The following is a 17,360-nucleotide window of genomic DNA, read 5'->3' as shown; positions in this document are numbered from 1 at the left end:
AAATATGTGATATTTGTTAAGCTAATGAAAGAATTGGCAATTCAACGAAGTAACGACCTTTCTTTTTCTACGAAGATTGGATTAAAAAAATAAACATACAAACATGGCAAGAATTATCAAATTTGAGAAAAACGATTGTGCTCCTTGTGCGCAAGTATCGGCTTATTTGGATCAAAAAGGTATCCAATATGAAACAGTTAATCCTTTTGATGAACCTGACTTGGCCGCAAAATTCAAAATCCGTACGGTTCCAACGGTAATCGTATTGGAAGATGAAGAAATTCAACACCGTATCATTGGCTTTAAACCAGAAGAATTGGCAGCCATTGCACTTTAATAAATCGAGGTATCATTAAAACAAACACGACAACATGATACACATTTATTACGATTCCAGAACGGGTAACGTACAGCGTTTTATGGACAAAGTCGCACAGATCACTGGCTGGCAGATCCATAAAATTAGCGCTGACCTTCAGGTAAATCATCCCGGCCATTTGGTCACATTTACCACGAATTTTGGACAAGTACCCGAAAACACAAAAGAATTCATGAAACGAGAAGCTAAAAATATTTATTCTGTAACCTCCAGTGGCAACCGCAACTGGGGTCCAAATTTCGGTTTGGCAGCGGATCGTATTTCACAGGATTTCGACATTCCACTGGCATTCAAATTTGAATTGTCCGGAACAATGGAAGATATAAACCAATTTATTGACATCTTAAAGAACTTTTGCGATGGTAGCAAACGAAGTAGCAAAAAACTGGATATTGCTTAATAATGAAATCATGATTAAGCATGATGACGAATTCAGCTTACATAAAGATAAGGAAGCTGTTCGTGCATATTTCCTGGAATATGTAAATAAGAACACGGTGTTCTTTTATACATTGAAAGAAAAAATAGACTATTTGATAGAAAACAATTATTATATTGATTTTTATCAATGGTTTACATTTGAAGAAATTGAAGAAGTATTCAACTATGTGTACGCCAAAAAATTCCGTTTCGAATCCTTTATGGCAGCCTTCAAATTTTTCCAGAGCTATGCACTTCGTGATGACTCCGGTGAAAAATTCCTAGAGCGCTACGAGGACCGCGTTGTTGCGGTATCCCTGTTCCTAGCGCGCGAAGAAGGTGTAAAAAAAGCGATTGAATATGCGGAGATCATGATCAACCAAGAATACCAACCTGCAACACCAACATTCTTGAATGCGGGTAAAAAACGCTCTGGAGAATTGGTATCTTGTTTCTTGGATGAAATTGGTGACAACCTGAACGGTATTGGTTATGCGGTTGATTCAGCCATGAAATTATCCTCTATCGGAGGGGGCGTATCATTCAATATCTCCAAAATCCGTGCACGTGGCGAGGCTATCAAAGGTGTTGAAGGTCGTGCCGGAGGGGTACTTCCGATCATGAAAATCATGGAGGATACGTTCTCCTATGCGAATCAATTGGGACAACGTCCCGGTGCTGGGGCTGTATACCTGAATATTTTCCACTCGGATATTGAAGAATTCCTTGATTGTAAAAAGATCAATGTGGACGAAAAAGTACGTATCAAATCACTTTCAATCGGCATCATCGTTCCGGACAAGTTCATGGAACTAGCGGAGAAAGACGAACCATGCTATTTGATCTACCCACATACGGTGATGCAAGAGTATGGACAATTCTTGGATGAAATGGATATGGACAAGATGTACGATGAGTTGATCACCAATCCAAATGTCAAAAAGAAAAAAATCAACGCACGCCACCTGTTAGTTAAGATTGCGCAAACGCAAAAAGAATCCGGTTACCCGTATATCTTCTTCAAAGAAAACACCAATCGTGTACATGCTTTGAATGAAATCGGTCAGGTGAAATTCTCGAACCTGTGTACAGAGATTATGCAAGTATCACAAGTATCCGATATCGAGATCTACGGCAAACAAGATACGATCCGTTATGGTATCTCCTGTAACCTTGGTTCGTTGAATATCGCTACGGTGATGGACAACAAACGTATCAAAGAAACGGTTAAGACAGCTATGCGAGCTTTAACAGTTGTCACAGATGTCACTAACATCGATATGGTTCCTTCCATTGCAAAAGCAAATCGCGAGCTGCATTCTGTAGGACTTGGAGCGATGAATCTACATGGATACTTGGCAAAAAGCTTTATTATGTATGAATCTAATGAAGCATTGGATTTTGCCAATACATTCTTCATGATGATGAACTACTATTCATTGGAGGCATCCATGGAAATTGCAAAAGAACGCGGAAAAACATTTGTTGGATTTGAGAAATCAGCCTATGCAGATGGCACGTATTTCAATAATTACGTGAACCGTGATTACCTTCCAAAAACAGCTAAGGTACAAGAATTGTTCGAAGGTATCCATGTTCCAACTGTTGAAGATTGGTTAGAATTAAAAGCAAAAATCAAAGAACATGGTATCTACCATGCGTACCGTTTGGCGATTGCTCCAAATCAATCTACGTCCTATATCATGAATGCAACAGCATCGGTTATGCCAATTGTCGACATTATTGAAGTGCGCGAATATGGGGACAGTACAACCTATTATCCAATGCCATATTTGACAAATGATAATTATTTCTATTTCAAATCGGCTTACGATATGGATCAGTTCAAAGTATTGAAATTGATTTCGGTCATCCAACGTCATATCGACCAAGGGGTATCTACAATCTTGCATACCAATTCGAAAGACTCCACAAGAGATTTGTCTAGATATTATATCTATGCACATAAATTGGGATTGAAATCCCTTTATTACACACGAACAAGAAAATCGACCATTGACGAATGTGTCTCTTGTTCAGCCTAATCTTGAGATTTTAGTATTTGGATATATAATGTGAATAGGTCAAAAGTTGCCAAGTTATCGGCAACTTTTGGCTTAATCTACCGAGCAGAAATTCAAGTACATGATAATAAATGCCTAATACTTTAAAATAAAAATGAGTAAAACATATAAAGCTGTCAATTGGAATACCCCTGAGAACGATTATGTATTGATGTTCTGGGAACAAAATATCCGTCAATTCTGGATTGACACCGAATACATTCCATCAAAAGATATCGATAGTTGGAAACGTATCAGCCCGGAAATGAAAGATGCCTATAAAAAAGCATTAGGCGGTTTGACCCTGTTAGATACCTTGCAGAGTCATACGGGTATGCCAAAAATTATCGACCACATAGATACTTTACAAAATAAAGCTGTATTGTCCTATATGTGTATGATGGAAGCCATTCATGCAAAATCCTATTCCACTATTTTCACAACGGTTTCAACGACAGCTGAAATCAATGATATCTTCGAGTGGGTTCAACAGAATAAATACCTGCAATATAAAGCACAAATGATCGATGGTTATTACCGTGCTATCGATAAAGAAGATGCCTCTGATGAAGAGATCTATATGGCTATGGCTGCTTCTGTATTGTTGGAATCCTTCTTATTCTACTCTGGCTTCTTCCTACCTTTATGGTTATGTGGTCAAGGTGAAATGGTTGCTTCTGCGGATATTATTAAGAAAATCATCGCTGACGAATCTATTCACGGTGTATTCGTCGGATTGATGGCCCAAGATCAATTCAAAAAATTAAAGAATCAAGATCAGGTGAAAGCACGTTTCTTGGCATTGCTTTATAACCTATATGAAAACGAGCTGAAATATACCGAAGAGATTTATACTGAGGTAGGTTTGACTGCTGAGGTTAAAGAATATGTTCGTTATAATGCAAACAAGGCATTGATGAACTTAGGTTTTGATCCGATCTTTGAGGTGAAACAAGTCAACCCAATTGTATTGAATGGCTTGAATACAGAAACGACACAACACGACTTCTTCTCCAAGAAATCAACAAACTACGAAAAAGCCACTGAGATTGTCCATCTGAAAGATGATGACTTCAAAATGGATGTCCTCGTAGATATATAAGGATTTTCAATAGATCTAATAAAAAATCCCCGGAAGTTAAAACTTGCGGGGATTTTTTATTGGGGTGAACGTATTCTATTATTGCTGAAAAGCTTTAATGGCCTGACCGCGCCAAGCAGAATCAAGCGGAGCGTCAAGCAACCAGGTTAATGTGGGTGCGATATCATAAATCATCACTGTCCCTTTGATCTCCTTACCTTTGGGCACTCCCGGCCCGGTCATTACCCATGGAATCTCAACTTCTGCCAAGGATTTGCCACCATGTCCTTTACCCGTACCCCCATGATCTGCGGCGACAACAAAGATAGTTTCATCTGCAATGCCCGCATCCTTGACGGCCTGCTGCAATGTTCCGATCCGTCGGTCAACCTGCTTTAGTTCGGCGTAATACTCGGGGGTATCGTGGCCTATATTATGACCGACACCATCGGGCTGGTCGAAATGCACAAAAGTGACTGTTGGTTTTTCTTTTTTGATAATATCCACAGTCGTATTCAATGCTGCTTCGTCATCATCCTTGGTATTAATAATCTTTTGCACGACTTTATTATCAATCAGATACCCTATTCCCGGCCAACTGTGAACCACAGCAAATTGCGCTTTGGGATTCTTCTGTGCCACCGCATTAAATAAAGAAGGAAACATCCCATTTTCAGTTCTGACAGTTGAGGGGATTTCAGGTGTTTTGCTATCCCATTCCGTATAACCATGCGTTGTCGGTCCGGCCCCCATCAACATGGACGCCCAGTTTACCGCACTAGACGAAGGGAGCACGGTACGTACATGGGTACTATAAGTTCCCTCCTGCATCATCTTTTTGAGATTTGGCATCTCCGCTTTTGGAAGGGCATAGGCTCCGAACCCATCGAATCCTACCAAAACCACATGCTTGATCTTTTTGCTCTGTGCCATCACTGCACTGGTAGATAAACCTAGCAATAGTAATGGCAATAATAAATTTCTAATTTTCATCTGTATAAATTCGTTTTTTAATTGTGATGAAGCTATCAAATTTATTCATGCTCTTTTGTGATTATTCATTCATAATTAATTTGTTTTTTAATTGTATTCATGAACTCGGTTCACTCGGTCTGAATAAATCATGATGGTTTCATAATTGTTATAATTTCAAAAACTTGATAACTCAAAAATAGAAATTTTATTCTAATTATTATGTTAAGTAAACATTATTTAATATATCTAACCAATATGTTACATTAAATTTAAAACACATAAAAAGCCGCTAGTAATTCTACCAGCGGCTTTCTTAAAGGACAATTCACCACTATAATTCAATTGCCTCAACTAGCATTCTAGTCTCCATCAATAACCTGGATTTTGCTTTAAATTAGGGTTCATCGATATTTGTTGTTGAGGTATAGGAAATACTGTCTTTGTTTCAGTTGTCGGCTTGTGATCCCACCAAGTTGCTGTGTGGAATTTACCAAAACGAATTAAATCCCTCCTTCTGAATCCCTCGAAAATAAACTCACGACCACGCTCGGCTAAAAGTTCATCCAACGTTAATGTACCCGTTGTATATTGCCCTTCAGCCCAATCTGTATTCGTAAATGCTCGTTTTTTGCAATTATTGATTAGATCAACAGCTTCTTGAGATGCAATACCACCATTTTTCCGCATTAGGGCCTCTGCTTTCGCAAAATAAATCCAGCTCAAACGATAGACGTTCCAATCCGTATTATTATAATTTTCATCCACTGGTATCTTTACACCATTAACATTCCCGACAAGTGAGTTACCGAGTTTATATTTATTAAAACGGATCCCACTATTTTCTTCACCGTCGCTCATTGTAGAGGATGTACCTCCAGTTTTGGCCCTTCGAATATAATCGACAAAAACCAGCTGCTCTCCCTTATATTCTTCTGATCCTTCCACAATTTTACCATCTACAAACTTAACCATCGGTCCGTTTAAAAACCATTCTTTTTTTCGCAGATCTTTTTCATTGTATTGACCAAAAACCCCCGGAATCAAGACGATACCATTATTTCCAGTTCTCCCGCCACCGTAAATCTCGCTTTGTACGAAATGATAAAACTCACTAGGAAATCCAGTTGCAAAATCCGCTATTTTATAATCGTAGGCAATTGAAAAAATGGTTTCCTTGGACATATCATTCGTAGGCACATAAGCGTCTGTTATATTAGGATCTAACGCCATAGCACCATTCAATCCTCCCCCGGTACCCGATATCAATTTGTCAGCTGCCGCGATACAATCATCCCATCGTGGTTGCCCATACCATTTTTCAGCATTTAAATATAGTTCGACTAACATCGCATACCCTGTGGCCTGCGAAACTCGGCCCAACATCGCTCTTGATAGTTTGGGCGCTAAATCAATATTATCCAAGATTTCCTTTTCAATAAACTCAAAAACCTCTTTCGTAGAAGAAGGTTTGGGTAATGGTTCTTCCGCTGTACTAGGGGCTTTAGTCGTTATCGGGATGTTTCCGAATAGATCCATTAATTTTAAATAATGTAATGCACGCAGCAGCTTAAGTTCGGCGATGAATTCCGTTTTCTCGACATCTGTTAAACCCATCTCCGCCACATCAGATTTTTCAAGAATATCAATGGGACTATTACACAAACCAACCCCCCAATACATCAATACCCAAGCTTGGTTTAATCCACCCTCATCTACTGTCCAAGTGTGATAATGTAGCCGTTTCCATTTCCCGCCGTCTTCTCCATGCCGTCCCTTGGTTGGCCAGGCCAATTGATCCCCAGATAACTCTGCAGGTCGCCACCATCCATCCTGCCCTGAGGGTGATATCCATGCATTTGCATGCGTATATGGTCGTAATACTGCAGATATCACTTCATTCTTATTCTTATAAAAATCGCCTGCGACAATAACATCATAAGCGTTTTCATCTAGGTTTGTACAACTTGATGCATTTATTACACACGCTAGAAGTAAAATTTTAACAATATTTCTCATAATAATCATTCATTAAAAACTAAAATTTACGCCAAACAAAAGCGACCTGGTGTTGGGATAAGGACCTCTACTGTCAATGCCCAAACGCTGCCCATTAATTTCGTTCCCTAAGCCAGTATCCAATACAAAATCTGGATCATTTCCCGAATAACCAGTAATGGTTGCCAAATTCTGAACGGTCAAATACGCGCGTACATTATTTACCCATGTATTGTTCTTCAATTTAAACCGATAACCGATCGTAACTTCATCAATTTTTAAGTGGCTACCACTCTCCAAATAATAATCAGAGTACATATAGGTATCGTCTATTTCTTTATATTTGGTAAATGCGTCTCTCAAAAGATTCCCTGACCATACTTTGTTGCCGTAAGAAAGCGCTGTCGTGTTTAATATATCGTAGTCGAATTTACCTCGCATAAAGATTCTTAAATCAAAATTTTTATAAGAAAAATTATTGGTCCAAGAGAGATAATATTTTGGAACCGCGTTTCCTAACACTGCCAGGTCAGAAGCATTTAAATCATCTCTTGAATTATTGATCGCGTCATTGTGTACAGCTTCGCCATTTCGATTATAAAACAGCCATTTTCCTTCGTCATCAAATCCAGCAAATCGCTTACCAAAAAACTCGCCGATACGATGTCCTTCATAGGTGGTGAAAGCGTTCCCTAACGCCCCTGCTCCACCTATATCTCCGAACTCCTTATATCTGACCGTAAAAATATTATTCGAATAACTTTCCATTACATTCTTCAATGTACTCGCCGTAAAGTCCATATTCCACTTAAAATTATCTCGATCAATAGCACGATAACTCAATGCCAATTCAATACCTTTTGAAGAAAGTGTACCCACATTAGAATAAACATTTTCTCTTATATAAGGCGGTTGCGGTGTCTTATAAGTGTCTAATAGATCAACGGTTTTCCTTTGAAAAAGATCAATTGAACCTGAAAGCTTATTGCTCAACATCGTGAAATCAACGCCAATATTTGTCTCCTTCTTGGTCTCCCACCTCAAATTTGGGTTAGGGTTACGGTCAGGACCATAGGTCTCCCGATAGATTTCATCTGGGTACAAATACTTACCTCCTCCTCCTAAGGTCAATCGAGAGGCATTATTTGCAAAACCCGTATTTCCCGTTTCGCCATAACCTGCACGTAATTTCAAATTATTTATAAAACCAACATCCTTCATAAAGTCTTCATTGCTGATATTCCAGCCTACCGACACTGCAGGAAAGCTTCCCCATTTGTTATTCGCACCGAATTTGGATGAGCCTTCACGTCTTAGAATAAATTGGGCCATATACTTATCCGAGAAAGTATAATTTATCCGACCAAAAAAAGCGATCAATGTATTATCGTTTTTATAACTGTCCAGGTTGGCACGTCCATCGCGTAGCGCTTGCCCTTCCGACATGTTATCCTCATTAAAACGATCGTTTATAAAGCCCCTATTGTCTGCACTTTGCCCCTCATCTTTCTCATAACGATAACTGTAACCTGCCAATGCTGTTATGCCATGTTTCTCTGCGACTGTCGTATTATATTGGAGTGTGGGCTCAAACGCATACTTTTCATTCAACAGATTGGATTTGGAAGCATACCCGCCACCTGGATAATCTTGGTCTTCCAACGATGCTTCGCTATTTAAAGCCCTATAAGCACCATCTATATAAGAATTACGCTGCACTGACCCAAAAACACTGGCCTTCAACCCTTCAATTATATTTAAATCCGCTTTTCCGTCGAGTGAAGATGTCTGTTGTTTCCGATAACTAGTTTCGGTAAATAATCGAGCAAATTCATTTGTACTTGTCCGATCATAGCGATAAGATCCATCTTCGTTAAAGTTTGAAAGCGTCGGATTTTTGGTCGCTTCACTTTCCCATCCTCCACCGCCCAACAAGTTTGCATTGTTTGTATTTGTCGCTATATTCAAGAGCAGGTTCAAGCGATCATTAAGTCCCTTCTGATTGATACTTGTTCGCACGGTATACTCCTTTCGCGAATTTTCCTTAGCAATACCTTCTAGATTTCGAAAATTCACACTTCCGCGATAGGTAGTTGACTCATTACCTCCTGACAATGAAAGATTATGATTTTGTGAAAAATTATCTTTATTAATCAAATCATCAAAAAAGTTTGTGGAATTGCCGAAATCTGTTTGCTTTAACTCACCGGATGCGATCTTGTCCCTAAACTCCTGTGGAGTCAAAAAATCAGGTTTGTTATAAACAAACTCCTTCCTAAAATAACTGGAATAGTTGAATATAGCTTTACCTGGTTTTCCCCTTTTTGTCGTAATTAGAATGACCCCTGCGTTGGCACTAGTTCCATAGATAGCAGCACCGGATCCATCTTTCAATACATCCACAGATTCGATATCATCTTGCTGCAAAAGATCTGGATTACCTCCAGGTATTCCATCAATGACAAAAAGGGGGCTAGCGCTACCTGTGACAGAAATTGCACCCCGTAATTGCGTGGCTACTCCCGAATTAGGATTTGATCCACTTCTGGAAACCTGAAGACCTGCGACCTTACCTTGTATCAGATCCAAGGGGTTTCTTGCTCCACTTTGTCGAAATTGGTCTGCACTTACGTGGGCGACCGAAGATGTTACTTCCTTCATTTTTTGCGTCCCATAACCAACAACAACGACTTCATCCAATTGGCTCTGATCTTCTTCCAACTGGACAGAAATTGCAGTTCCATTAACAGTGATTTCCTTGGCTTTGTAACCAATAGAAGAAACGACTAATACATCACCAGTTTTAGCCTCCAAAGTGAAATTACCTGACACATCTGACTGTGTACCTGTTGACGTCCCTTTTACCGCGATGCTAACCCCCGAAATTGGCTTCCCAGTGGCATCAAGCACTTTTCCCTTAATTTGTTCTTGATCTCCTTTCAATTCTTTAAAAAATCGACTCGTTAGCCTATTTTCAGAAGAAAAAGCTTGGGCGTGCTGCGTTGTACCGGCAAGGACAATGAGTGAGAAAAACAATTTAGATTTCCCCTTTAATCGCGCAACTGTTTTAAAATCAATTATGCTCATATATAGTATTTATTGGTGTGTAAAACGATTTAGCTTTTTTGAAAACGTATTTGTTATAGTTAGTATTCCTCCCAAAATTTTGAGTTGAAAGCAATGATTCTAGCATTTGTAATTAAAACAAATGCTGGAATCAGTAAAACCCGTGTTTAACAATCTTAATTGAATGTGATAAAGCAATTAAATTGCCCTTTTCACCCAGCAAAATCGGTTTTGCTATACAGGTAAAAAAAGCAAAATCTGCTTTTGAAAATTCGATATGATTCTCTCCTTTGGTTTAGTCTTTAGTTTAAGTGTTTGATTCGGACATTAAGGTAGGTATTTTTAAGTTTAAATCAAAAAAAGTTGTTAAAATAAACAACTTAACTCACAACTGCCGTATTGCTATAGGAGCAATAACGACGATAACAGCATTTTAAACTAATACAATAAAAAATGGATTCATTGAGAAGAATCGAATTTCTAATCAATGAATCCATATAATAACTAAGTTTACTATCCCTATTGATACCCCGGATTCTGGGTCAATTTATTGTTGCGCTGTATCTCATCAGGCGAGATAGGCCACAATAAATCGGTTTCTTTAAACGTTGCTCCGGATGCATTTTTCGCACCGATTAAAGGTACAAAGTCTATTTTTCCGGCTTCTGTCGTAGAGATTACAGGGAACATTTTCGTCCGTAGGATATCATCCCACATTTTGAATTCCAACGGAAATTCACGCAGACGTTCTTTCCAACATTCTTTGACAAAATTGTCAGCAGATAAGGTTTGTAATTCGGCTGTGAATGCCGCTACAGATTTTCCTTCCGTATTAGCACGCGCTTTTACCTGAGCCAAATAACCAGCAGCTTCAGCACTGACGCCAGTTGATTTTGCAATACCCTCAGCAGCGATTAATAATGCCTCTGGATAGCGGTAAAAATTCCAGTCCTTAGTTCCAATACCTGTATTTATAGTAGCATCCTCATCAAAATAATACCAGATGCCCGGTACCTCCGATGTCCAGGTTTTACCATTCACTGGATTGGTATACTTCCAATGGAAAAATTGATTCGGCTGGATACGTAGATCTTTCTTATCATATACATTCAAGAACTGATTCGTCGGTCCATAAATCCGCTCAAAAATTGAATATTTGTCAAAAACAGAAGTCGCCGAAGAACTAAAAGCATAGGTTGTCCACCATCCACTATTATTAATCGTTGCATCATATTCCTGTGCATAAATCACTTCTTCCAGATTATCTGTCTTACGTAAGATATTGTAAGCACTATTTAACTGCAAGTCTTTGTTTTCGGTCATCTTATGTGGCGAATTAATGACAATTCTGGCTGCTGCTGCTGCATCAGCATACTTCCCTTGTTGTAAATACACATTGGCCAATGTCATTGCAGCTACAAACTTGCCTACCCGATTTCCCCTTGAGGAAAACGTAGTAGCGGGTAATTCAGCTACCGCATCTTTCAGATCTGCTTCAATCAACTCATAAACTTTCGCAACATCCGTTCTGTTCAAATAGAGTTCATCTGTTAGCTTTTCATTTGGTTTGACCGACAGTGGAATTGCACCAAATGTTTTGACTAGATAAAAATAATTATATGCTCTAAAAAACTTTGTTTCAGCCATTAAGGTTTTTTTAGAGGTTTCAGGCATATCGATTCCAGGAATATACTTGACACCCGCATTGGCGATATTAATCGCTTTATAGCTCTCATCCCAAATCGTATTCATGGTGCTCGATACAACGCTGGTATTTTGTTGTCTTGTCAACTGCCTTGCAAATAGGCAGATTTGCTCCTGCCCTTCATAGGTATTGATAAAATAACCTGTAAGCATGGTATTAATCGAAGCTGTTGGTCCCACATAGGCACTAGCAGCCACCGAATAACGTTGTGGGGCTCCACGACGGTAAAGCGAATTCACCGTAGCTGTCGCTTGTCCTTCATTGGCATAATACTGTTCCAAAGATAAATTGGATCTCGGTTCCTCTTCCAAAAATTTATTGCAAGATGTTGTCAAAGCCATGCCGGCTAGCAACAACAGAAATATTTTATTTTTCATTTTTAATGAGTTCTAGATTAAAATGTAACATTTACACCCAATGAGAAAGTTTTCGCCCTTGGATATGCAAAAAAGGTCATATTTTGTCCAAATTTACCTTCCCCTTGTGATGTACTCTCTGGATCATAACCTTTGAAATCGTTCGAAGTAAATAAGAACGGATTGTTCGCATTTGCATAGATTCTTAATCTCTGCAGACCAATACGTTTCAGCGCATCCGGTTTAAAGCTGTACCCCAGTTGAATTAAATTGACACGAAGGTAGGATCCATCCGTAACCCAGGCATCATCCACATTGGAATCCTGTCCACGGTGTCCACCATTCGTCAGATAGATCGCCTGCTGCATCGTATTTGGATTTGAACCATTATACGCATCTGTCAAAATTTCTTTCAAGCCATTGGTAATACCAAAACGGTCATAGGTAGAGTGGAAGAATTGTTGCATGATTTCTACACCTTTCACAAATTGAAGATCGAGCGTAAAATCAAAATTCTTGTAGCGCAAATTATTGACAAAACTTCCTGTCCAGTCAGGTAAGCCTTTACCAATGATTTCTTTATCTTTGGTACGTTTCGCTCGACCGATATCTTCCAGTTTCGCGTTTCCAGCATCCACGTCAGCCTGCGTATAAACACCTAGCCTTCTGTAGCCGTAGAAGCTATTTAAGTTCTCGCCCACACGAATAATACTATTGGCACCACCTACCCAACTATTCATTAAAATGTCTGCATTATTTTCGCCTAGTGACAATACCTCATTTTTATTGTAGTTGGCATTCACGGAAGCTTTCCAATTGAAATCTTCATTATCTATAATCGTTCCGTTAACCATAATGTCCAGACCCTGGTTTTGGACAGATCCGATATTTTTCATCACGGTGCTAAATCCAGAGGCCGTTGGTAAAGGCGCATCTAACAACAGGTCTGTGGTTTTCTTACGGTAATAGGATACATCAAAATTCAAGCGGTTTTGAAATAGTCCCAATTCTACACCAACATCAAACTGTGCGGTTTTCTCCCATTTTAGATCGGGATTGGCAATGGTATTCACAAAGGAATAGGGTGCTCTATTATTATTCAGCAAAATTGTTCCGGCATCCACAATCGCCAAGGACTTATATGGGTCGATCTCTGAGTTACCTGTCATACCAAAGCTGGTATGGAATTTCAGATTACTGATAGATTCATTTTCTTTTAAGAAATCCTCGTTAGACGCATTCCATGCAAACCCTACGGATGGGAAAAAGGCATATTTATTGTTTTTTCCAAACTTGGACGAGCCATCATAACGTCCCGTAACCGTTGCTGAATACCGGTCATTATACGAGTAAGCTGCCCGCACGAAATAGGAGTTCATCGCCCATCTATTCCAGGCTGATGTTGGTGGATCAGGCCTAATACCGATACCTAAGTTATTATACTCGTAAAAATCATCAAAGAAACCTGTCGTCCGCGAACGGTCATTATCATAGGTTCTCGCTTGCCATGAAAGCCCCCCCATCACATTAATCCGATGTTTGTCGAATTGCTTATTATAGGTCAAATAAGTCTCCTCCTGCCAATAAAGTGTATTGGTATTATTAATTTCAGCCCAGCCATTCGGTCTAGAAATATTGTTCAAGGATATAGATGAGTAGCCTTTATAGATTTTTCGATGGCTATCAATACCCAATTGCGTTTTCAGATCCAGGCCATCTGCGAGGTGAAATGTTAATGCGGCATTTCCAAAGATCTGTGTATTGTAACGCGTCCTTTTTTGCAGGTCTAAAATTGATACCGGATTAGCCATTCCTTCAAATCCTAATTTATCAGATACTGTAGATGAAGAGGAATTGGTATACTTACCATTCTGATCATAAACAGGATACCAAGGCAGCATTTCGATCATGGTCCGACGTGCTTCCTGTCCTCCTCCATCTTCTGGCGTGTATCTACCCCATGTGTGGTTGACACTCAAATTGATAGCCGTGGACAACCAAGAGGTAGGTTTCGCATCATAAGCCATCTTAGCATTTACACGCTTGTTCCAGGTATTGTTTACCACACCCTGCTGATCCGTGTAATTTAAGAAGGCACCTACAGATGATTTCTCATCGCCTTGTTGTACATTCAATTGGTGATTATGGGAAATGGCTGTTCTAGTCGCCTCTCGCTGCCAATCCGTATCATATAACGGATTTCCGTTGGCATCAAAATAGTTTGGATCATTGAACCAGTCCTTTTTATTTAATGACCAAGGGGTCCAGTTCTTATCTCTGTCTTTTAGAAATTGTGCGGCGTATTTATTTTCATTTTCCAGACCGATCATAAAGGCATCAACCCACTCCTGTGCATTCAGAACATCCATATAACGCTGTACAGAACTTACACCTGCTGATCCTTGATAACTGATTGTACGTGTGCCATCTTTACTTCCACGTTTTGTTGTCACTAAGATCACACCGTTCGCACCACGGGCACCATAGATCGCTGCTGAAGAGGCATCTTTTAAGACTTCGATGTTTTCAATATCATTTGGGTTCAACAAATGGAAATCTTCCATCACAACACCATCCACCACATACAAAGGATTCGAAGAGGAATTGATTGTCGCTACACCACGGATAACAACCCGGTTGGCATAAGCTCCCGGTTGGCTGGAGTTAGAGAAGATATTCACCCCTGATGCCTTTCCTCTCAAGGCATCCAAAGGACTGAAGCTTTGATCTTTGATCATATCCGCACCTTTGACCATCGCAATGGAACCCGTTACATCCGATTTGCGCATTGTACCATAACCGACAACAACAACTTCATCCAATTGGCTCTGGTCATCTTCCAATTGTACGGAAACCGTGCTGCCAGTGACCGTAACTTCTTTCGATTTATAACCGACAGAAGAGACCACCAATACGTCACCAGCTTTAGCTTCAACAGTGAAATTTCCCTGGGCATCCGATTGGGTACCGATAGCAGTTCCCTTAACTGCTACAGAGGCCCCCACAAGGGGTTTGCCAGTAGCATCCAGTACTTTTCCTTTCACTTGCTGCTGTAGATTACGAACTTCTTTTACGAAGGATTTACCTTCGTCATTTGTCGAAGTTGCTACAGCCGCATTGACTTGTTGGAAAGTACCAGCAATGACAGCTAATGAGAAAAATAGCTTTGATTTTTTCCCCAGCTGCGCAAATGATTTTACGTCAACTTTGCTCATATTAATAGTGATTTGGTTTATAAAAACGTTTTAGCAAAAAGAAGCTAGAAACGCTTAGTTTAATTTAGTTTTCCCTGTAATCGATTATTATAAAAGGTTTTAGCTTATTCGCTCGACCTTATACATTTTTCAATCTAGCGCATCGGTTGCACTCAAACTATCAGTATAGCTCAGTTTAACTGATAGATATATGCACCTAAGACACTAAATCGCTTTTGCTTTTTTTGTAAAAAAAATTGGTTTGTTCGTTTGGTTTATACTGTTTAATTGCTGTTTGTCTTCTCTTTTTTGGTTATGTCTTTCAAATGTTATTTAGGTCGTAAGTTAGTATTTTAAATTCAAACGGGGAAGGATTTATTTTCAAAATCTTTCCCCGCCAAAACTAGATATTTCCTTTTTTCATTTCGCTGATCGCATAATCAACCGAACGTGCTGAAAAGGCCATATAGGTCAATGAAGGATTTTGTGTTGATGTCGAAGTCATACAGGCACCATCGGTAACAAACACATTTTTTACCGCATGCATCTGATTCCATTTGTTCAATACAGATGTTTTCGGATCGTGTCCCATGCGTGCGCCGCCCATCTCATGGATATCCAGCCCTGGAGCCTGCCAATGTGTATCCGGACGGATGTTCGTGAAACCAGCATCGGTAAACATCTCCGTCATGACCGCGATGTAATCCTTTTTCATTTTTTCATCGTTCTCATCATAATCGACGGCAATCTTTAACAATGGAATGCCCCAATCATCTTTTTTACTGCCATCCAGAGACACCATACCCGACTCTTTTGGTATGGTCTCGCCCATCATGTGCGAACCCACCTGCCAGATCCCAAGCTTCGGATTTAACAGATTCTCTTTAAGTCCTAAGCCTAAGCCAGAACGGTCTGATTCTTTACTGCGGGATGCGCCGAACCCTGCTGCATAGCCCCGTAAGAAGTCTGTCTCCTGTTTATGCAGATTACGAAAACGAGGGATATATCCACCGCCAGCAGGATTTCTGCCTTCTGCGGTAAAATCCAGTAGACCTTCGTATTCTGCATAAATACGTGCACTATAATTATGGAAAGCGACATATTTTCCCAGTACCCCACTATCGTTACCCAAACCATTTGGAAAACGGTTGGATTTGGAATTCAATAAGATCAGATTGGTATTGATCGCAGCTGCATTGACAAAAATCAATTTTGCATAAAAGTCGATTTCCTCCTTGGAATCTGTATCGATGACACGAACACCTACGGCTTTTCCTTTTTGTTCATCATATAAGATAGAATGAACCACCGAATGTGGACGAAGGGTCATATTTCCGGTTTTAGCGGCCCAAGGAATTGTCGTTGCATTGGAACTAAAATATCCACCAAAAGGACATCCTCTTTGGCACAGCACCCGATTTTGGCATTGTACACGGCCCTGCTCAATATGAATCTGGTTGGGTTTAGAAAGGTGTGCACAGCGTGCCGAGATCACCTTGCGTTCCGGGAATTTCTTTTGCACCCTTTCCTTGAAATATTTTTCAACAATATTCAATGGATATCCCGGCAGGAATTCACCATCAGGTAACTCCGGAAGTCCGTCATGGTCCCCAGCAATACCTGCAAATTTCTCTACATAGGCATACCATGGGGCTAAATCCGCATAGCGAATAGGCCAATCTACCGCAAAACCATCACGTGCCGGACCTTCGAAGTCAAAGTCTGACCAACGTTGTGTCTGTCTCGCCCATAGCAAAGATTTTCCCCCCACCTGATATCCTCTGATCCAGTCAAAAGGTTTTTCCTGTATGTAAGGATGCTCTTTGTCTTTTACAAAGAAATGCGCTGCGTCTTCATGAAAAGCATAGCATTTGCTGACAATCGGATTTTCCGCTTTCACTTGATAAGGCATTTCATTCCGATGTTCAAACTCCCAGGGCATCATATTCGTGGTCGGATAATCCTTAATATGTTGCACATCACGCCCACGCTCCAATACCAGGGTCTTTAGTCCCTTCTCGCACAATTCTTTTGCGGACCAACCCCCACTAATTCCCGAACCTATCACTATCGCATCATAAGTTCTATTTTTTTCACTGTCAATATTTAGATTCGCCATGTTGGAT

Annotated in this window: 10 protein-coding genes; 4 read left to right on the top strand and 6 right to left on the bottom strand. The window is 39.9% G+C overall.

Annotation, left to right across the window (positions count from 1 at the left end; all coding sequences use genetic code 11):
* Positions 1-103: 103 nt before the first annotated feature.
* From B4G94_RS21920 to nrdF, 4 genes are all read left to right on the top strand, one after another.
* Positions 104-337, top strand: a complete 234-nt coding sequence (locus tag B4G94_RS21920) for a thioredoxin family protein (protein WP_077437059.1) — start codon at positions 104-106, stop codon at positions 335-337.
* 34 nt (positions 338-371) lie between these two features.
* Positions 372-779, top strand: coding sequence for a class Ib ribonucleoside-diphosphate reductase assembly flavoprotein NrdI (gene nrdI, locus B4G94_RS21915; protein WP_104383772.1), 408 nt, complete (start codon positions 372-374; stop codon positions 777-779).
* Positions 739-2,844 (top strand): class 1b ribonucleoside-diphosphate reductase subunit alpha, encoded by a 2,106-nt coding sequence (gene nrdE / locus B4G94_RS21910; RefSeq protein ID WP_108634861.1) that lies wholly within the window; start codon positions 739-741, stop codon positions 2,842-2,844. The genes nrdI and nrdE overlap by 41 nt, the downstream gene beginning before the upstream one ends.
* Before the next feature lie 133 nt (positions 2,845-2,977).
* Positions 2,978-3,964, top strand: coding sequence for a class 1b ribonucleoside-diphosphate reductase subunit beta (gene nrdF / locus B4G94_RS21905; protein ID WP_108634860.1), 987 nt, complete (start codon positions 2,978-2,980; stop codon positions 3,962-3,964).
* Positions 3,965-4,042: 78 nt separating this feature from the next.
* Here the strand turns inward: nrdF and B4G94_RS21900 are convergent, their stop codons facing one another.
* The 6 genes from B4G94_RS21900 to B4G94_RS21875 form a co-directional block, all read right to left on the bottom strand.
* The gene (locus B4G94_RS21900) at positions 4,043-4,936 is read right to left on the bottom strand and encodes an alkaline phosphatase (protein WP_286861962.1); all 894 of its coding nucleotides are present in this window, start codon (positions 4,934-4,936) and stop codon (positions 4,043-4,045) included.
* Positions 4,937-5,287: 351 nt separating this feature from the next.
* The gene (locus B4G94_RS21895; RefSeq protein ID WP_286861960.1) at positions 5,288-6,934 is read right to left on the bottom strand and encodes a RagB/SusD family nutrient uptake outer membrane protein; all 1,647 of its coding nucleotides are present in this window, start codon (positions 6,932-6,934) and stop codon (positions 5,288-5,290) included.
* Between the two features lie 12 nt (positions 6,935-6,946).
* Positions 6,947-10,000, bottom strand: a complete 3,054-nt coding sequence (locus B4G94_RS21890) for a SusC/RagA family TonB-linked outer membrane protein (RefSeq protein ID WP_286861958.1) — start codon at positions 9,998-10,000, stop codon at positions 6,947-6,949.
* Between the two features lie 498 nt (positions 10,001-10,498).
* Positions 10,499-12,061: a RagB/SusD family nutrient uptake outer membrane protein gene (locus B4G94_RS21885; RefSeq protein WP_286861956.1), complete on the bottom strand. Its 1,563-nt coding sequence runs from the start codon at positions 12,059-12,061 to the stop codon at positions 10,499-10,501.
* 17 nt (positions 12,062-12,078) lie between these two features.
* The gene (locus B4G94_RS21880; RefSeq protein WP_286861955.1) at positions 12,079-15,255 is read right to left on the bottom strand and encodes a SusC/RagA family TonB-linked outer membrane protein; all 3,177 of its coding nucleotides are present in this window, start codon (positions 15,253-15,255) and stop codon (positions 12,079-12,081) included.
* Between the two features lie 382 nt (positions 15,256-15,637).
* Complete coding sequence (locus B4G94_RS21875) at positions 15,638-17,353, bottom strand: GMC oxidoreductase (protein ID WP_286862172.1); 1,716 nt, start codon at positions 17,351-17,353, stop codon at positions 15,638-15,640.
* Positions 17,354-17,360: the final 7 nt, after the last annotated feature.

Source organism: Sphingobacterium sp. UBA7625 (assembly GCF_002484085.1).
Lineage (GTDB): Bacteria > Bacteroidota > Bacteroidia > Sphingobacteriales > Sphingobacteriaceae > Sphingobacterium > Sphingobacterium athyrii.
Note: the sequence above shows the minus strand (reverse complement) of the source record. Positions and strands in the feature narration are given on the sequence as shown.